At 59.4% G+C, this 18,765-nt stretch carries 16 protein-coding genes; 9 read left to right on the top strand and 7 right to left on the bottom strand.

Translation table 11 applies throughout. The features are described from left to right. Nucleotides 1–124: 124 nt before the first annotated feature. The gene (locus tag ACN2TU_RS11945; protein ID WP_435155577.1) at nucleotides 125–1,858 is read left to right on the top strand and encodes an excinuclease ABC subunit C; all 1,734 of its coding nucleotides are present in this window, start codon (nucleotides 125–127) and stop codon (nucleotides 1,856–1,858) included. A 639-nt stretch (nucleotides 1,859–2,497) separates the two neighbouring features. Continuing rightward, on the top strand, nucleotides 2,498–3,622 hold the full coding sequence (locus ACN2TU_RS11940) for an SPFH domain-containing protein (RefSeq protein WP_435155576.1): 1,125 nt from the start codon (nucleotides 2,498–2,500) through the stop codon (nucleotides 3,620–3,622). 61 nt (nucleotides 3,623–3,683) lie between these two features. Here the strand turns inward: ACN2TU_RS11940 and ACN2TU_RS11935 are convergent, their stop codons facing one another. Next, entirely contained in the window at nucleotides 3,684–4,598 is a 915-nt protein-coding gene (locus ACN2TU_RS11935) for a sulfite exporter TauE/SafE family protein (RefSeq protein WP_435155574.1), read from the bottom strand. Nucleotides 4,599–4,775: 177 nt separating this feature from the next. Next, a complete protein-coding gene (gene uvrB, locus ACN2TU_RS11930; RefSeq protein ID WP_435155572.1) occupies nucleotides 4,776–6,842 on the bottom strand; it encodes an excinuclease ABC subunit UvrB in 2,067 nt (688 codons plus the stop codon). Nucleotides 6,843–6,928: 86 nt separating this feature from the next. On the opposite strand from uvrB, the gene ACN2TU_RS11925 reads away from it, so the two are divergent. Continuing rightward, nucleotides 6,929–7,615, top strand: coding sequence for an SDR family NAD(P)-dependent oxidoreductase (locus ACN2TU_RS11925; RefSeq protein WP_435155571.1), 687 nt, complete (start codon nucleotides 6,929–6,931; stop codon nucleotides 7,613–7,615). A 259-nt stretch (nucleotides 7,616–7,874) separates the two neighbouring features. Then, nucleotides 7,875–8,276: a carboxymuconolactone decarboxylase family protein gene (locus ACN2TU_RS11920; protein ID WP_435155570.1), complete on the top strand. Its 402-nt coding sequence runs from the start codon at nucleotides 7,875–7,877 to the stop codon at nucleotides 8,274–8,276. Nucleotides 8,277–8,332: 56 nt separating this feature from the next. On the opposite strand, the gene ACN2TU_RS11915 is transcribed toward ACN2TU_RS11920, so the two are convergent. Then, complete coding sequence (locus ACN2TU_RS11915; protein WP_435155568.1) at nucleotides 8,333–8,659, bottom strand: HVO_A0114 family putative DNA-binding protein; 327 nt, start codon at nucleotides 8,657–8,659, stop codon at nucleotides 8,333–8,335. Nucleotides 8,660–8,747: 88 nt separating this feature from the next. Here ACN2TU_RS11915 and ACN2TU_RS11910 point away from each other — a divergent pair, with 88 nt between their 5' ends. Further along, nucleotides 8,748–9,053, top strand: coding sequence for a DUF7718 family protein (locus ACN2TU_RS11910; protein WP_435155566.1), 306 nt, complete (start codon nucleotides 8,748–8,750; stop codon nucleotides 9,051–9,053). A gap of 6 nt (nucleotides 9,054–9,059) precedes the next feature. On the opposite strand, the gene ACN2TU_RS11905 is transcribed toward ACN2TU_RS11910, so the two are convergent. The 3 genes from ACN2TU_RS11905 to ACN2TU_RS11895 all read right to left on the bottom strand — a co-directional run bounded on the left by ACN2TU_RS11905 (nucleotide 9,060) and on the right by ACN2TU_RS11895 (nucleotide 12,804). Beyond that, nucleotides 9,060–10,190, bottom strand: a complete 1,131-nt coding sequence (locus tag ACN2TU_RS11905; RefSeq protein ID WP_435155564.1) for an ORC1-type DNA replication protein — start codon at nucleotides 10,188–10,190, stop codon at nucleotides 9,060–9,062. A 74-nt stretch (nucleotides 10,191–10,264) separates the two neighbouring features. After that, nucleotides 10,265–10,423, bottom strand: a complete 159-nt coding sequence (locus ACN2TU_RS11900) for a DUF1059 domain-containing protein (protein WP_435155563.1) — start codon at nucleotides 10,421–10,423, stop codon at nucleotides 10,265–10,267. A 383-nt stretch (nucleotides 10,424–10,806) separates the two neighbouring features. Next, nucleotides 10,807–12,804, bottom strand: a complete 1,998-nt coding sequence (locus tag ACN2TU_RS11895; protein WP_435155562.1) for a MutS-related protein — start codon at nucleotides 12,802–12,804, stop codon at nucleotides 10,807–10,809. 744 nt (nucleotides 12,805–13,548) lie between these two features. Between ACN2TU_RS11895 and larE the strand changes: the two genes are divergently transcribed. Further along, nucleotides 13,549–14,424 carry an ATP-dependent sacrificial sulfur transferase LarE gene (gene larE, locus ACN2TU_RS11890; RefSeq protein ID WP_435155561.1) on the top strand — a complete coding sequence of 292 codons (876 nt, stop codon included), beginning with the start codon at nucleotides 13,549–13,551 and terminating at the stop codon, nucleotides 14,422–14,424. Between the two features lie 208 nt (nucleotides 14,425–14,632). Here the strand turns inward: larE and tatC are convergent, their stop codons facing one another. Then, entirely contained in the window at nucleotides 14,633–15,496 is an 864-nt protein-coding gene (gene tatC, locus ACN2TU_RS11885; protein ID WP_435155559.1) for a twin-arginine translocase subunit TatC, read from the bottom strand. 94 nt (nucleotides 15,497–15,590) lie between these two features. Between tatC and ACN2TU_RS11880 the strand changes: the two genes are divergently transcribed. From ACN2TU_RS11880 to ACN2TU_RS11870, 3 genes are read left to right on the top strand one after another with little or no spacing between them, the layout of a single operon-like run. Further along, entirely contained in the window at nucleotides 15,591–17,825 is a 2,235-nt protein-coding gene (locus ACN2TU_RS11880) for a twin-arginine translocase subunit TatC (protein ID WP_435155558.1), read from the top strand. A 36-nt stretch (nucleotides 17,826–17,861) separates the two neighbouring features. Next, nucleotides 17,862–18,035, top strand: coding sequence for a ribbon-helix-helix domain-containing protein (locus tag ACN2TU_RS11875; RefSeq protein ID WP_435155557.1), 174 nt, complete (start codon nucleotides 17,862–17,864; stop codon nucleotides 18,033–18,035). Further along, nucleotides 18,028–18,753, top strand: a complete 726-nt coding sequence (locus ACN2TU_RS11870; protein WP_435155556.1) for a queuosine precursor transporter — start codon at nucleotides 18,028–18,030, stop codon at nucleotides 18,751–18,753. Before ACN2TU_RS11875 ends, ACN2TU_RS11870 begins: the two co-directional genes overlap by 8 nt. The last annotated feature ends 12 nt before the right edge of the window (nucleotides 18,754–18,765 follow it).

The raw sequence follows: 18,765 nt of genomic DNA, 5'->3' as shown, positions 1-18,765 counted from the left end.
GTGGCGTGCTAGCATTCCAGGCGCCACCGAAGGGCAACGTAAAGGGTAGTATCGGCAATCGAGAGACGAGAAACGACCCCCGATAGGGACAGGTTCAAACTCCCGCACCGACTAGCCGAAAGCAATGGACGCCGCGACGGTCAGAGAGCGCGCGACGGAACTTCCCCGTGAACCCGGAGTGTATCAGTTTTTGGAGGGCGACACCGTCCGGTACGTCGGCAAAGCGGTGGATCTTCGAGCACGGGTTCGGTCATACGCGGATCCGAGAAGCAATCGAATCGGTCGGATGGTCGAACGCGCCGACGCGCTCGATTTCGCGGTAACCGACACGGAAACCCAGGCGCTCTTGTTGGAAGCGAACCTCATCAAACGCTACCAACCGCGGTACAACGTTCGGCTGAAAGACGACAAATCGTATCCGCTCGTACAGGTGACGGGCCACGAGTTTCCGCAAATCGAGATCACCCGCGACCCGGATCGCGAGGGTGCGACCGTTTTCGGCCCGTTCACGAACAAGTCCCACGTCGAAACCGTCGTCAAGGCGCTCCGGGAGACCTACGGAATTCGGGGCTGTTCCGATTACAAGTTCGCCAACCGCGACCGGCCGTGTCTCGATTACGACATCGGCCTCTGTACCGCGCCCTGCACGAACGAAATCGGGCGTGAGGCGTATCTCGCCGACGTCGAAAGCGTCGAACGATTCTTGAGCGGCGAAACGGACGTACTGGTGAGTCCCCTGCACCGGGAGATGGAGGACGCCGCACAAGGCCGCGAGTTCGAGCGCGCGGCCAACCTCCGCGACAGACTCGAAGCGGTCGAGTCGTTCCACGGCGGCGACGCCGATGCGATTTCCTCGCGGACTGACGAGCGAATCGTGGACGTGCTCGGCGCCTCTGTCGAGGGCGAACAGGCGACCGTCGCCCGACTGCACAGCGAACGCGGGCAGCTGGTCGACCGCGACCGACACACGCTTTCCGTGCCGCACGGCGACGACGTGGCCGCGGTGCTCGGCGGCTTCATCCCGCAATTTTACGCCGAGCGCGACCTTCCGGACGCCCTTCTGCTCTCGGAGCGCCCCGACGATTCGGACGTATTGGACTGGTTGAAAGCCGAAAGCGTTGCCGTTCGTGTTCCGGGCGCGGGCCGCGAGGCAACCCTCGTCGATTTGGCGCTGAAAAACGCCCGCCGGGGTGCGAACGCGCCCGACGAACTGCGAGCCTTGGCCGACGAACTCTCGATGTCCGCAATCGAGCGAATCGAGGGGTTCGACGTGAGCCACGCGCAGGGGTCGTCCGTCGTCGGTAGCAACGTCGTCTTCGCTGGTGGGTCGCCCGAGAAATCGGACTATCGGCGGAAGAAACTGAGCGAAAAGAACGACGATTACGACAACATGCGTGCCCTGATTCGCTGGCGCGCGAAACGGGCACTCGAAGGGCGTGACGAGCGACCGAACCCCGATTTGTTGCTCATCGATGGCGGGAAGGGACAGTTGGACGCGGCGCGCGACGCGCTCGACGAGGTCGGGTGGGACGTGCCCGCCGTCGGGTTGGCGAAGGCCAAGGAAATCGTCGTCACGCCGACCCGAGCCTTCGACTGGCCGAGCGACGCCCCGCAGTTGCACGTCCTCCAGCGGGTGCGCGACGAAGCCCATCGATTTGCGGTGCAGTACCACCAGACCCTCCGCGACAACATTTCGACCGAACTGGACGGCGTTCGCGGCATCGGGCCGGAGACGCGGCGAAAGCTGTTCCGCCGGTTCGGCAGTCTGGACGGGATTAGCTCCGCTTCGGATTCCGAACTGCGCGAGGTTGATGGAATCGGTGGAAAGACGGTATCCGCACTTCGGGAACGATTCTGACAACGGGATTTTCCTGCTTTTGACTCCTCGCACCGTTGTGCAGGGAGTGGTTGGTTTGTTTTCTCTGAGGTAGCAACTTCCGACACCAAATAACCGCACCCGCACCGCCTGCTAGCGGCGTTGCCGCTTGCCACCGAGGTCGCTTCGCGACCTCGCATGCCACACCCTCCCCAACCGACTCCCTGCGGTCGTCCACCGTCAGAGCACGCGCTGACGAGCCATTCTTTCATCTTGTTCAGGAAGATCTCGCGCGGCTTCACCACAGGCCCTCGGAGGGAAACTCCTCGGGCCTGTGCCAGCGCACGCCACATGGAAAATCCGGCTATCTCGAATCGTCACGAACTTCTTCGGCGCGCGGTAGCGAACCTCCGGTTCGCTCGCGCGAGGGACGACCGAATGGTGTTCTCGTGAACGCAGTAAACGAGAACTCGGACGAGGTTCGCTCGTCCGAAATGAGGGAGGAGGCTGGGGAGGACGAGGTGCGGCATGTTTGGAGTCGGTAATAGCTAGCAAAAGGACGTAGAGACCGTTTCGGCAGTAGCTAGCGCGAATGTGCGACACAAAGAGCACGTCAAAACCAACCCACGTGACATTCGGTAGCACGTAACGGTTAAGCGACTGGTGCCGTAACTCACACGTATGAACCACCCCCTCTACACTCTCGGCAAGACGACCGCGAGGGTGAGCGCAGGGTCAGTCCTCCTCGTCATCAGTTTCGTGGTTTTCCTTCTCCTCGCACTGCCGTATCTCGACGCGATGGCGATTGCGGGTATCCTCCTGCTTGGTCTCGCCGCGATTACGGTGAATAGCGCCGTGGAAATCGTGGGTCCGTACGAAAAACGCGCGCTGACCGTCTTCGGCGAGTACCGCAAACTCCTCGACCCCGGCATTCACTTCATCCCGCCGTTCGTCAGCGCGACGCACCGGTTCGACATGCGGACGCGGGTGTTCGACGTGCCGAAGCAGGAGGCGATTACGGAGGACAACTCGCCGGTTGTTGCGGATGCCATCCTCTACGTCAGGGTGATGGACCCGGAACGCGCGTTTCTCGGCGTCGATGACTACGAGAAAGCCGTCGCAAATCTCGGACAGACGACTCTCCGAGCAGTGCTGGGGGATATGAAACTGGACGAGACGCTCAGTCGGCGAGACGTTATCAACACCCGAATCCGCGAGGAAATCGACCCGCCGACCGACGAATGGGGGATTCGCGTCGAGAGCGTCGAAGTCCGCGAAGTCATGCCGAGTCGCTCCGTCGTCGGCGCGATGGAACAACAGACCAGTGCCGAACGTCGCCGTCGGGCGATGATTCTCGAAGCACAGGGCGAACGCCGGAGCGCCATCGAGACGGCGGAGGGTGAGAAAGCCTCGAACATCATCCGCGCGCAGGGCGAAAAACAGAGCCAAATTCTCGAAGCACAGGGGGATGCAGTTTCCATCGTCCTCCGCGCGAAATCCGCCGAATCGATGGGTGAACGGGCAATCATCGACCGCGGCATGGATTCGCTCAAGCGAATCGGCGAGAGCGAATCGGCCACGTTCGTCCTGCCGCAGGAACTCTCCTCGCTGGTCGGTCGGTACGGAAAGCGTCTCTCCGGAAGCGACGTGCAGGGCAACGGCGCGATGCTGGAGAGCAACGAGTTCGACCCGGAAACCGAGAAACTGCTCGGGTTGGACGATATCGAGGAGATGCTGTCGGAACTCGATATTGATGCCGTCGAGGGGTCGGAACTCGCTGGCGACGTTGAACCCGAACCCAACTGAGTGACGGAGTCGAATCGGCCAAGCGAAGTTAAAGCGACGCAACCGGAAAATCGCGGCGGCGTCAGCCGAGGACGAAGACGCGGAAGAGGGTGAACACACCTACGAGGGAGTAGGCCACTATCATCGTCTGAATCGTTCTGTCTTCGGGAACACGACTGTTGAGTAGCGCACCCATCTGGCCGCCGCCGATACAGGTCACCCCGGCGACGAGGCCGAATCCGAACGGGACGGTGAAGTCGTGACCGCTGAACGACGCCGGAGCGTAGCGTAGGAGGACGAGGTTCGCCGCCAGTGCGGAGACGATAGTTCCGTGAAGGACGAGCGCGCTCGTTCCGGTGGAGAGACGAATGGATACCTTCTTGCGAACCGTTAGCAGCGTCTGTGCGAGTTCGCCAATGGCGATACCGACGAGTCCCGCCATTGCCCCGCCAACGCCTGCGATGACACGGTCGAATCGGTCGAACTGGGTGGTGGGTGTCCCACCGTCCGTCCGTACCGCATCCGACCCGTTAGGAAGGAGTTCCTCGAATCGGGTGTCAGAAACCCAATCGGTCAGCGATTTTCCGTCACGATGTGCTCCGTAGAGAATGCCCGAGAGCACGAGCAACATTCCGCCGAACAGCAGTTTGAGTGCCGAGGACGGAACGAAATAGGACACCGCTCGGGCGCCGATAGCGATCGGGACGCTAACGACGAGGATGGATTTGGCGATATCCCAGTTTACCTGCCCGCGGAACCAGTAGGCCGTGACGCTACTCGTGTACCCGAACAGTTCGACGAACAGCGCGAGACCGATTGCGCCCTGCAACGCGAGGTCGGGAAACGCCGGAACCAGTTTCGGATAGACGAACAGGAATGCGGGCGTGAACAGCACTGCTGCCTCCATGGCGAAGGTGTTGACGGTCGTGCAGATGGCGAACGTCAGCAGAACGAACGTGAGTAGACCGACCGGCGAGAAGCCCAGCGGAAGCGACATTCTCAGCTAACCCCCTCGTCCGGCAGGGACGTGTGTTGCGACTCGGTTCGCCGTGTCTCGCTCACTGGTCGATTCAGCGCGTCCGCTCGGGGGACTCGTACCATCGTGCCTGCTACACGACTACTCTCAGTGAAAAAGGTTGGTGTTCGAAAGAATCGATGAGAACGATAATGCAGATTAGAACTCGTCCAATTCCGGTTCGACGCCGCCTTCGGGTTCGATACCCATGTCCACCTCGAACTCCGAACGGACCTCTTGAATTCGGTCGCGGATGTCGGCGGCGAGTTCGAATTCGAGGTTGCTCGCGGCTTCCTGCATTCGTGCCTCCAGTTCTTCGATGTATTGGACCGCCTCTTCGTCCGTTTCGGGTGCGCTTCCGGTGACGCTGCTGGTATCAGTTTTACTTCCCGGGAGATTCGCCTCCGAGACTTCCTTGTCGATGGTTTGCGGTTCGTAGCCGTGTTCCTCGTTGAAATCCTGTTGAATCTGTCGCCTGCGTCGGGTTTCGTCCATCGCGTCCGCCATCGCGTCGGTCACCTCGTCGGCGTACAGGACGACTTCGCCGTTGACGTTGCGGGCCGCGCGACCCATCGTCTGGACGAGCGAGGTTTCGGAGCGCAAGAAGCCTTGTTGATCGGCGTCGAGAATCGCGACCATCGACACTTCCGGAATGTCCAACCCTTCGCGGAGCAGGTTGATGCCGACCAGCACGTCGAACTCGCCCAATCGAAGCCCGCGAACCAGTTCGTGGCGTTCGAGGGTGTCCGTCTCGTCGTGCATGTATTCGACGGCGACACCCGCCTCTTCGAGGTATTCGGTGAGGTCTTCGGCCATCCGCTTCGTCAGCGTCGTGACGAGGACGCGCTCGTCGTTTTCGACTCGCGCGTCGATTCGACTCATCAGGTCGTCTATCTGGCCCGACGCGTCGCTCACTTCGACCATCGGGTCGACGAGGTGCGTCGGTCGAACGATTTGTTCCACGATTTGCTCGCTCTCCTCCTGCTCGTAGTCGGCGGGCGTGGCGGAGATGTACAGCGTCTTCGCGCTTTTTTCCTCGAACTCCTCGAACGTGAGCGGGCGGTTGTCGTAGGCCGTCGGTAGTCTGAACCCGTTTTCCACCAGCGAGTCCTTGCGGGATTTGTCGCCCGCGAATTGACCCTTGATTTGTGGAACCGTCTGGTGGGACTCGTCGATGACACAGAGGAAGTCGTCGGGGAAGTAATCGAGAAGGGTGAAGGGTGCCTCGCCGACTTCGCGGTCGGAGAGATAGACGGAGTAGTTCTCGATGCCCGAACAGTAGCCAGCCTCCTTCATCATCTCCAAGTCGAACGTCGTTCGTTCCTCGATTCGCTGGGCCGCCACGAGGTCGCCGTTTCGCTCGAAGTAGCGGATCCGATTCTCCAAATCCTCCTCGATTCCGGCGATCGCATCTTCCATCGTCTGCTCTGGAATCGAGTAGTGTTCCGCCGGGTGGACGAGGACGGCGGGTTCTTGGGACTTCACTTCGCCTTCCAGCGGGTCGATTTTCACCATCCGGTCGATTTCGTCGCCCCAGAGTTCGACGCGAACCGCATACCGCCCGTACATCGGGAATATTTCGACGGTGTCGCCTCGGACGCGGAACGTACCCTGCGTGAAGTCCATATCGTTGCGTTCGTAGTTCAAATCCACGAGGCGGGCGAGCAGTTCGTCGCGTCCGATTTGCTCGCCGACTTCGAGGCGTAGGCTCATCTCCTCGTAGTTTCGCGGGTCACCCAGTCCGTAAATCGCGGACACCGACGCGACGACGATTACGTCGTCCCGTGTCAAAAGGGAGCGCGTTGCGGAGTGGCGGAGGCGGTCGATTTCCTCATTGATGGACGCATCCTTGTCGATGTAGGTGTCGGTCTGCTCGACGTAGGCTTCGGGTTGATAGTAGTCGTAGTAGGAGACGAAGTACTCCACCGCGTTGTCCGGGAAGAGGTTTCGGAACTCCTCGTACAACTGCGCCGCCAGCGTCTTGTTGTGGGCGATGACCAATGTCGGCTTCTGGATTTCCTCTACCACCCACGAGACGGTGTTCGTCTTTCCCGATCCCGTGACGCCCAGCAGGGTCTGCTTGTCCATTCCCTCGTCGAATCCCGCCGCCAACTGCTCGATGGCTTCGGGTTGATCACCTGCCGGGTCGAACGGGGCGTCCACCCGGAACTCCGTTTCGGCGTCCGGATTGTCGGGCCTGAGCGGGCCTGACTGGGTGTCACTCATGGTATTTTCCGTAGGGATTGGAGGTACTTGAGCGGGTCGTTTGCATGAGCCAGTACGTTTCTATCGAGCTACCTCGTGCTCTGTGTATGTCACGCACTGCTATCATCGCCGGGGTCGGCCCTGGACTCGGCGCGTCGCTCGCCCGAAAGTTCGCAGAGGAAGGCTGTTCCGTCGGCCTTTTCGCTCGCTCACGCGACTACGTCGAAATGCTGGCCGAGGAACTTCCGACTCCAGCCGTCGCCGTCGAAGTCGATATCTCCGACCCTGAGCAGGTCGCACGAGGCTTCGAGCGCGTCCGCGACGAACTCGGCCCCGTCGAGATACTGGTCAATCATGCCAGCGGCGCGACGTGGAACGGCTTGCGGGACTGCTCTACGGACGAGTTCGAACAGGCGTGGCGAGTCGCGGCCTACGGTGGGTTCCTCTGCTCGAAGGAAGCTCTCCCTGACATGCTCGATAACGGCGGGACGATACTGTTCACCGGCGCAACCTCGGCGGTTCGCGGGCGCGGCGGTGCGGTCGGATTCAGCAGTGCGAAGTTCGCAGTGCGAGGGTTGGCGGAGTCGATGGCCCGCGAACTCGGCCCGAAGGGAATTCACGTTGCACACATCGTCATCGACGGCGGTATTCTCCCGTCCGATACGGACGTCGATTCGCCGGAGGAGTATCTCGACCCCGACGCCATCGTCGAGTCATATTGGCATCTCGTGGAACAGGATAGGAACGCGTGGACGCTCGAATTTGATTTACGCCCGTACGTCGAGGATTTTTGAGGCGAGAAATTACGATTTTACTGCCGAAAACAGTCCTCTCGAAGCGAATTGCGGTGGTTTTTCAGTACTAGTCCGCGTGTTACCATGGTAGTTCATAATCTACACTGCAAAATCTGTAACGCTATACGTTCTGTTATCAGACGCCATTAGCTGATTTTCATTACTTCGCTGGTCGTCATTGCAGGTGGATTTCCAGTGCGACACCGACAACGATTAGGTGAAAGTTGTACACGCATTTACGAAATCCAATGGGGGAAACATGGTATCGACCGAAATACGGAACGAAATCGAAGAAGACTGTGGGCAGGTTCCAAGTTGGATAGAGAACCTTTCAGAGCCAGCGAGCGATCACAGTTGGAAACTCGTTCGAGACCTCGAATTTGGGGAGACAGAACTGTCCGCACGGGAGAAAGCGCTCATTGGCGTCGGCGTGGCGGCGGCCATCGGCTGCCCGTACTGCACCCACTTCCACAAGGAAGATGCACGAATGGAGAGTGTCACGGAGGTCGAACTCGAAGAGGCCGTCAACCTCGCCAGCACGACGCAGTACTTCTCGACGGTGCTCCACGGAATGGAGGTTGACCTGGACGGGTTCGTCGAAGAAACGACCGAAATCGTCGAGTACATCGAAAAGCAGCAGGCGGCGGCAGGGGCCGACTGAATCGGCCGGTTGCCGTCTACGTATTTTGTGGAATCGAGTGTGTCAAAGAGAGCAGTTCAGAAAATCGGTTCGACCAGCACCGTCTCGTGTTTCGGAATCGGAATCTTGCGATTTCCATCTCGCTCGTACTTGATGATATCGTACTGGAAGAGCACGTCCAAATCACGACTCACTGCGGCTTTGTCGCGCCCGACCTGTTTCGAAAGCCCCCGTACCGATTTGATGTCCTCATTTTTGACTCTATCCAGCAATTCCCTTCGTTTCGGTGTGAGAACTCGCTCGGCGGAATCGTAGTCGAGGAAGAGTACATCCGTAAATCCACCTCGTGCGAGCGCATTAACAAGCTCAGTCCGCTTTCGCATATGGTTCGTCTCTACTGCCATCGCACGTTGACATTCAACATCAACGAATAAGTAATTCCAGGTGCTATCACGGCGAACGTTTTTATCTGATACCGAAACCAGAGTCTCCGTGCCGGAAGAATACACGAGTTTACTGGGCCACTACGAAAATCGACCGTATTTTCTGACGGTTCGGGTGTCGCCAAATTTCAATCACATTACCGACTTCGCTGTAACTGTCCATTACAACGATTCTGAAATCGAAAACGAAGTTCAAATCGCCCGTATCGATACTGCTCACGGATTCATGCATTTGGATAAATTTTTTCGTCCCAACGAGCCGAAAGCTACCTTCAATGGTACTATCTGGGATGCAATCGACCGCCTTAGCGATAACTGGCGACGATACGCAGAAAGCTACGAAAACAACAGATAACACGCCTCAGTCTTCCAACCGCGCCAGCACAGCATCCGGGTCGTATCGCAGTGACAGCGACCGCGACCGCCCTCTACCTTCGACGTTGGTGTAGGTGGCGTCGATGATGCCGAGTTGGTCGAGTTTGTTGATGATTTCCGAGTAGCGCGTGTAGCCCAGGTCAGTCTCGTCGTGGAACGCCTCGTACACGTCACCCGCCTGCTCGCCGTCGTGTTCGGCGATGACGCGGACGAGGGAGACTTCGTTCTCGCTCAGCGCGTGCAGGCTGTGTGAGAGGTGGACGAACTTCGATTTCTCGTAGGCATCCTCCACATCTTGGAGGCTCACGGTTCGGCTGGCGCGCATTTCGGCGTTCAATCCGGCCCGGCGGAGCAGGTCGATACCGACCCGGAGGTCGCCGCTCTCGGCGGTGAGTTCGGCGACGCGGTCGAGAACCTCGGGGCCGATGACGCCCTCGTGGAAGCCGCGTTTGACGCGCTCGCCGAGGATGCCGACGATTTCTTTGCGGTCGTAGACTGGGAAGTACACGTCCTCGGGGCGGAAGACGCTCTGGACGCGCGTGTCGAGTTCCTCGATAACGTCCAGGTTGAGGTCGGAGGAGACGACGATGACGCCGATTTTTGCCCCGCTGTGGGCCTCGTGGGCGCGCAGGAGTGAGTAGAGCGTATCGGAGGCTTCTCCCTCGTAGAAGAGGTAGTTCACGTCGTCCAGCGCGACGACGAGGACTTCGTCCTCTTCGACCAGTTTCTCGGTTATCTGGCGGAACAGCTTTTTGAACGAAATCCCGCTCGATGGCGGTTCGTATTCGAAAATGCCCTCGAAGATACGGGAGAAAATCGCGTATCGCGTCGAATCGACCTGACAGTTGACGCGCACGGTTCGAACGTCGGTCTGTGCCGACAGTTCATCGAACAGCTTCTGCACCGCGGTCGTCTTGCCAGTCCCGGGCGGTCCGCGTGCCATGACGTTGAGGGGGCGCGACCCACGCACTGCTGGTCTGAGGGCGTACTGCAAGCTCTGCATCTGGGATGCGCGGTGTTCGAACGTCTCCGGCACGTAGTCGATTTCGAAGACGTGCTCCTCGCGGAACACCGACTCGTCCCACGACAACATCCCCTCGTCGGGGTCGTCTGCCATCACTTTCACCACGCTTCCGGAGGTACTTAATTCTTCGCCAGAGACAAAAAGACGGTAAACTGGGCGTCTCGGCCCTATCTCTGCTGAATTGCGCCTTGGATGTCGTTTCTATCCATCGACATACCGTGTTTGTTCTGGGCGTGTTCTTGAACCATCTCGACCACTTCGTTCTCGTCGTCCGCCCGTACCATGAAGTCACAATCCATTTGCGTACATTCGAACTGTTGTGCCATTTGTGTGTCCTCCTTTCTCTCCGCGCCCCTCGTCGGGGTGCAAACGGTGACGATGGGTGTGTAGGTAATGTTTCTGGCTGTGAACTGACGCTGGGAATGAGTTGTTATCGGGCATTTTTGTGGAAAACTGCCTTTCTCGTTCGATGATTCGGTTTTTCTCGGTAGGTAGCGATTCACGAAACTCCAACGGGACTATGTGGCGCGCGCTGGCATGCCGAAGTCGCGCGAGGGATGAGTGAGCGAGCGCGAGCGAGTGAGCGAATCGGTTGGGGAGGACGTGGCGTTTGTGGGGCGGTCGTGTGTTGTCGTGACTTCCTAGTCCCAACTCTCTGCGGTGGTGTGTCTCGTAGTTATCCTTTTAATTCACAAACGAAATCCCATCGCTAGTCGAACTTCTCCAGCAACCGACTGTAAAATTCACTCTCCCCGCTGTCGGCCAGTTTCTCGACGATCAACTCGGGCGTAGACCGCGCCAGATGGTCTTTCACCGGGGAACGTTCGACGACCAATTCCCCGTCTTCCAACCCCTTGGCCTCGATGCCGTCCACCGCGACCTCCTCGTCTGCCACGTCTCGAATCTCATCCGCGAGGTGGGAGACGAACACGCCGGTTACGTCGCGTTCGCCGAGTTCCTCCAGAATTCCGGCGATGATTTTCGCGCTCGCGCCGGGTTCGGTGATGCTCTCCAGTTCGTCCACCAGCACGAGTCGGCCCGCCTCCCCATCCGCGAGGGACGCGAACTCCCGAAGCGTGCTCTCGAACGCCCCGGCGTCGAGGGTGCCCTGTGTCTTGCCGTGGTAGTGTAACTCCTCGAATCGCGCCAGGCGAACCGACGTGGCGGGTACCGGAAGCCCCATCTGTGCGAGGATGACGATGAGCGCCACCAAATCGAGCGTCGAAGTTTTCCCGCCGCTGTTGACGCCGGAGAGGAGTGCGACACCTGAAACCCCGTAATCGACCGGTTCGACCTCCGAAAAATCCACGTCGAGCGTTGGTGAGCGTCCGCCGACGATGTCGAATCCGCCGATTTCATCACCGTCGAACCCCTTCCCGCCGAAATCGGGCAGTACGCACTCGAAGTCCCGAGCGAACCGGGAAATCGCGAGTTCCACGTCCAGTTCGAGCGCGGCGTGGACGAGTGTCTCCGCCGACTCACGTTCGTCCGCGAGGGTGCCCGCCAAATCGCGTTTGTGTCGTTCCTCCCGTCGGGACTTCTCGGCTTCCAACTCCTCTCGAAGGCGTGTAATCACGCTCTCGTCGTGTTCGACGGGAAACGATGGGTCGTCGGGAAACGCCTGTCGAGCGATTTCGGTTTCGCCAGCGTCCAGCGAAAGTGTCTCCACCAGATGCTCCCGTGCCTCTTCGACCGCAGCATCGTACTCGTCCGCAAGTTCACGCGAGAGGAGGGAATCCACGCCAGCACCGCGCTCGACCAGCGAGAGCAGGTCCGACCCTTCGATGGTCACGTCGCGCTCCCGAATTGCATCCCGTAGTCGGTCGTTGGCAACGCTTTCCGCCATCGAAACGGCGGCATCCAAGTCGGCTATCGCATCCGTTAGTCGGGCGAGTTCATCGTCGCCCGTCACGCCTCCGTCCCTGGTGACGCGTGCCAGCGCCGACTCCAGCGCCTCGATATCGAGCGGGGCACTCATTCCGGCGGCGCGGTGAACCTCCGCCGCGGCGAGAAGCGTCTCGCGATTCTCCGCGAAGAAGGCCAGCGGTCGCTCGGGGACGAGTTCAGCTGGAGTTTCCAGCGCCGCGGGTTCGACACGAACGTCCCCCTCGACGGTGACGCCTGTGAACGACTCGTCCAGCGCGACGACGGTGGAGTAGCCACGCGCCAGTTCGGCCAACTCGCGGGCGTCTTCGACCACCTCGACGGGGAGCTCGGGAATTTTCTTCCGCGCTTCGGCGTATCGCTCGGCGTCCGTCGTTGCCAAACAGCGGTCACGGACGCTCACGTCGCGGGGGTTTGCCAGCGGCTCGACCCCGCAAAGAGCATCGCGCACCTCGGCTGTCGGCTCGCGTTCCATCGCTCGCGTGGTGAACTCGCGCACTTCTTCGATACGGGACGCGGTCGCGCTCGGATACAGCGTTTCGAGACGTTTCTCCGCGTAACTCGTGACGGCCCGCGCTTGCAGGAGGGCGAGCACGTCTCGATACAGCTCCCGTGCTCTGTCGGTTGCGAGAAAGCCGCCCGGGTCGTCGTGTCGAATCCTGATTGCGGCGCGCGCGATGGCCGCGGCACGCCCTTCCGTGATGCCGGGTGCTCGTGCGAGTGTCGCCACGTCGCCGGTTTTCAGCGCGTATTCGGAGTCATCGAGTTCCGCGAGCGCATCGGCTGTTTTCGCCCCAACACCGGGTATCGCCTCGAAATCCATTCGCTCCGAGGTATTTCGTCACCAATAAAAAACGTTCCCGACACGCGGTTGCGTGCGGAATTAACAACAGCCGTTGTTCGACCACGGCTCGCAGTCGACGGAGCCGTCCGCGTACGTACAACACTCTCGGCTGAGTTCCATGTATTGTCCGCCCGTCGCTTGGTCACAGGGGTAGGTGGAACACTTCGTCTCGTCTTCGCAGAAAACCATCGGCTCGACGCCCTCAGCGGCGGCGTTACCGGCACCAATCGTGATACCGGCCAGCGCACCGGCACCGACTGCTTTTAGAATCGTTCGACGGCTCGAACTTGCGCCATCATTGATATTGTCTGATATGCTCTAGTTAAATGCATACAATAATAATTAAATCCATTCAACCAAAATAAATTTTCAAAAACATATATTCTAGAGCTTATTTTTATAACTGACTTTTACGATTGAATGTTGGTTTAAGTATCGTTGTTCCGAATCGATGGCAGCTAGCGACACCATCGGTGAAAATCGGCGTCTCTGGCGTACGCTTTTCTGTCGTCCGAACCCGAAGCGTCGCACTTGTGCCCGTTGGGAACCGGTAGACTGCCGGTCGTATCCTGTTCTTTGATTTCGTCCACGAACCACCGATCTGCTTCACATCTGCTGTCAAAAATCCGAAGTTGTACTCGTTTTCACGAACGAACAGGCAAACATTCCTCACGAAACGCTCGTCACGAGGGGCTTTTGCGTACGCGGACGAGATACCCTGGTATGCCGACTGCCGAGGAGAAACTGACCGCTGTAAAGGCTGACCTCGCCGAGCGCGATGGTGTGCTCATCGCGTTTAGCGGTGGCGTCGATTCGAGCGTCGTCGCTGCCATAGCACACGACGCGCTCGGCGACGACGCCGTTGCGTGTACCGCGAAGAGCGAGACGCTTCCGGATGCCGAACTCGAAGACGCAACGCGTGTCGCCGAAGAAATCGGCATCCGACACGAAATCGCAGAATTCAGCGAACTCGACGACCCTGCGTTCGTCGCCAACGACGACGACCGCTGTTATCACTGCCGGACGATGCGCCTCGGGACGATGTTCGAGAAAGCGAGCGAACTCGGCATCGACATCGTCTGCGACGGAACGAACGCCGACGATGTCGATGCCGACCATCGTCCCGGTCTGCGCGCAGTGGAGGAGCTCGACGTCTACTCGCCGCTGCTCCAACACGATATCTCGAAGGCCGAAGTTCGTGAAATCGCGGACGAGTATGGGCTCTCGGTCGCCGACAAACCGTCCATGGCGTGTCTCTCCTCGCGCATCCCGACCGGGTTGGAAGTGACCGAAGAGCGACTTTCACGCATCGAGCGAGCGGAAGCACTGCTTCGCCAATGGGGCTTTTCGCAGTTTCGTATCCGCGACCACGATGGGCTCGCGCGTATCGAAGTCGGCGAAGACGAACTCTACCGCGCGTTGGACGAGGAATTCGCAAGCGCCGCTCACGACTATCTCACGGAGCTCGGCTTCGACCACGTTACGCTGGATTTGGGTGGCTACCGAACCGGAAGCGTTAGTCCCGAGGGCGAATCGGAACGAACGAACGAGCCGCTGGTCGAAGACGTGTTTGCGACCGAGTACCCGACTGATTCGTAGAAATCGTGCGTGGGCGTTCGCACCCAAAGGGTGGCAGTTTGCTGGCACGCGAACTGCGGTCTGTAGCTGCTGGCACGCGAGCTAAGGGCAAGGCACGAACGCTATCTTCCAATAGATAACCAATGCCCTTAGTTATAACCTGATTACGGCTTTCGAAAGCAGCCGTTTCGCGAGTAATCGATGTTCGATGGGAAGCCGATATGAAACGTTACCTGCCCGTCCACTTCAGGAGGAACAGCGTTCCTTCGAACAATCCGACCATCGTGAGTGCCACGAGGAACGGGGCCATCCCGGTCGGGTCGGGGCTGAACAGGAACGAGAAGCCGAGGAAGCCACTCCAGAAGTAGAGGCGGCGGTCGGCCATCCACTGTCGGGTCGTCAGCCCCATCATGATGGCGAGCATGATGAGCAGCGGAATCTGGAAGACGACGGCGAGCACGCCCATCATCATCAGGATGAGGTTGAATGTTTTCGTCAGTCCGAACGCGACGGTGACGACTTCCGCTCCCTGCGTGTACGAGAGGAAGTAGGTGAAGATGGCGGGGAGGATGAGGAAGTAGGCGAAGCTGACGCCGACGAAGGCGAGGATGAGGCTCGTCGGAACCGCAGCGAGGTAGTACCGACGCTCGTGGGGATACAGACCGGGGCGCATGAACAGGTACGTCTGGTACACCATCACGGGGAGGGCTATGATAACCCCGGCGAGGCTGGCGACCTTGAGTTCCGTCATGACGAGTGCGAGCGGATGGTAGAGCCGAGGACGCGTCTTTTGGCTGACTGGAAGCACCGAGTCCCAGAGGAAGTTGATGACGGTGTCTGCGAACGGCAACGTGATGACGCTCACGACGCCCGCAACGATGAGAATGGCCGCGAGCCGTTTTATCATCTCCTCGATGTGGTCTGCCAACGGCATTTCCTCGTCTTCCGTCGGCTGGCTCGGTCGTTCGACCGCCGGTTCCGGATCTTCTGGCGCGTAAAGGTGTTCCTCTTCCTCCGGCGGCTCCCGAGCATCCTCCGAGCTCGGGGACTTCGAGAGATTACTTCCTGCCGTCGCCTCCGATTCTTCGCCCATTCACCCGGTGCTAGGTATCCGGGTTATTATAGGCTTTCTTCATCTTGCGAGACGAGAAGATTGATAACTGGGACGGGGTTACCATTCGCAAGGAATGTCTACCTCGGGGAACAGCGTTATCGGTGAAGATACCGCGAAGACCGTCGCTAGTGGCCGTGAAACGCTCGGAGCGATGCTTTCGACTGCGCAGAAACATCTGCAGAAAGTCTTCATCGTATTCGTCATCGGGTTCCTTGGGACGTTCTACGCGATGACGACGGCCATCGGGCCGTTTCCGGGCATCTGGCCGTTTCTGAAGGACGTTACGACCTCCGGGATGCCACAGCACGTTATGAACAACGTCAAAATCGTTGCGGTAACCCCGTTCGACGTTATCCTGCTCCAGGCGAAACTCGCGATGGTTGCGGGTGCACTCATCGCACTCCCCGTTTTGCTCTATCTCAGTCGCGACTCGCTTCGCCAGCGAGAATGGTATCCCGACCTCTCCCTTTCTTACTGGAAAATCATCCCGATGGTCGTTCTCGCCATTCTCCTGTTCATCGGGGGTCTCTCGTACGGCTACTCGCTTTTCTTCCCGCTGATGTTCAAGTTCCTCGCGAAAAACGCGGTCAACGCGGGGTTCAGTCCAAACTACGGTATCGTGGAGTGGACGGAGTTCGTTCTCGTCCTCACACTCTCGTTCGGCCTCGCCGCCGAGATGCCGCTCATCATGAGCATTCTCGGCTACACGGGCGTCGTGCCCTACGAAACGTTCCGTGACAAGTGGCGATACGCGGTCATCGGCATCTTCACGTTCGGTGCGTTCTTCTCGCCCCCGGACCCGTTCACGCAGATTATGTGGGCTGCGCCGCTGCTCGTCCTCTACGGGTTCAGCCTCTACCTGACGAAAATCGTCGTCACCATCCGTCGCGGAAGTGAAGAAGTGAGTTTGCGGAAGACGGTTCGGGAGAAGTGGAACCACATCGTCGGCATCACCCTCATCGCGGCGGGTGGTTCCTACCTGTTCATTTCGCGTGGCGGCGGCGACTACGTGGAAACCGAACTGCTTCCCAAACTCCCGGCGGAATATCGGCCCGTAAACGATATCCCGACGCTCGAACAACTTCTCGGCCTTCCCCGTGAGTCGGCCGTCATCGCTGTCGTGGCTGGTGTCGCGCTCCTTGGCCTCGTCATCGCGGTTCTCTATTTCCTCTTCGCCTCGCTCGACGCGGGTTCGACCATGGAGCGCTCCGGCGCACCGAGTGAAATCGGCATCAACGAACTCGACGCCGCAGGTGTTCGTGCCGCCCCGCCCGAAGTGTTCGAGGAGATGAGCGAGAGCGAATCGCTCGACCACGCGCGTGCCGCGATGGAGAACGACGACCCCGACAAAGCGCAACTAATCCTCGACCGGTGGGACGGAGTCCACGAGGAAGCGGAAGAGACGGAACCCGAAGTCAGCGAGGAGGATGACGCGCCGCTCGCCGAGGACGTTGCGAACCAACCGAGCGAGGACGACGGGAACGTCTTCCAGAGCACTGCTGCCGGTATGGCGAACGCCTTTACCGAGGACGAAACGACCGAAGACGACATCGGCGGCTACTACTACGATATCGCGTTCATTTTCCAGAGCCTCACGTCGAAGATGTTCCGCATCGTCGCCGTGTTCATGCTCGTCCTCGCGGGTGTGTTCGTCGCGCTGTATCGGGGCGGTATCGGCTACATCAGGGAGGACTTCACGAGCCGTGTTCCACAGGAAGTCGTTCAGCAGGGTGACCTCCTCAACATCGTGACGCTCCACCCGGTCGAGGCGCTCATCTTCGAGGTGAAAATCAGTACCCTGCTCGCCGCCGTCTCCGTCCTCCCGATGGTGATGTACTACGGCTGGCCCGCGATGAAAGAGCGCACCCTTGTCAAGGGGAACCGCAACGTGTTCTTTATCTGGGGTGCGATGCTCTTCGGCGGTCTCGTGGTCGGCAGCGCTATCGGTTACGGCCTCGTCGCTCCGAGCATCATTTCGTGGCTCGTCACCGACGCCCACGCCGCGGACATGCTGATCTCCTACCGGGTGAAGAGTTTCTTCTGGCTCGTCTTCCTCACTACGGTCGGTATCGGTCTCCTCGCGGATATCCCGATCACGATGTTCCTGTTCCACGTCGGGGGCATCCTCAACTACAAATCGATGCGCAACCGCTGGCGGGTCTTCGTCGTCGGCACGTTCGCAGTCGCGGGGCTGGTGACGCCGGACAGCCTTTACACGATGTTCCTCGTCGCCATTCCTGTCTCGTTCGCCTATGGACTAGGTCTCGCCATCCTGTGGGTGCTCACGCTCGGCGGCAGACGCGCCTGACGGTGTCCTTAAGTATGCTTCTGAGAATATCACGGTATGAGCAAGATAAGCGTGGAAGTGCCCGACGAACTGCTCGCCGATTTGGACGAGCACGTCGGTGAGGACGGGAAGTTCGTCAACCGAAGCGAGGCGATTCGTGCCTCCGTCAGGAAGATGCTGGACGTTTTGGACGAGATAGACGAACGACACGGGAGATTGCAGGATGACTAGCGGGAGACCGCAATCACTTCTCGCCACGGGCCAACTCGCCATCGCTGCATTGTTCATTACGGCGCTCGTGACGGCCCAACTCACCGCGGCGAAGGTGTTGGCGTTCTCGCTTCCGTTTTCGCTGCCAATCGCTGGCGATGCACTCGTCCTCCCGGGCGCGGCGCTGGCCTACGCGCTGACCTTTTTCGCGTCGGATTGCTACTCCGAACTGTACGGCCGAAAGGCGGCGACGCGACTGGTGAACGTCGCGTTCGCCATGAATTTCGTCATGCTCGTACTCGTCTGGTCTACTATACAGGCCCCTGCCGCACAGTCCAGTGTCGATCCACAAAAGTTCCGAACCGTTCTCGGGGCGAGCACGCCCATCGTGGTCGGTAGCCTCCTGGCCTACCTCGTGAGTCAAAACTGGGACGTCGTCGTGTTCCACAAAATCCGCGAACTTACCGGCGGCGCGCATCTCTGGGCGCGCAACATCGGTTCGACGGCAAGCAGTCAGGCCATCGACACCGTCATCTTTGTCGGCGTGGCCTTTTTCGTCTTCCCGCAGTACCTCGGCATCGGAGCGAAACTCCCCGGTGAAATCATCCTCGCGCTCATCGTCGGCCAGTACATCCTGAAACTTCTCATCGCCTTCTTCGATACGCCGCTCGTCTACGCCGTCGTCGGCTATCTACGTTCGCAGGGTCACGCACCGTCATATCCGAGCACGGCGGACTAACGCTCAGTGGTC

It is taken from the genome of Haladaptatus marinus, from assembly GCF_051194195.1.
This window is presented reverse-complemented; position numbering and strand designations above follow the sequence as displayed.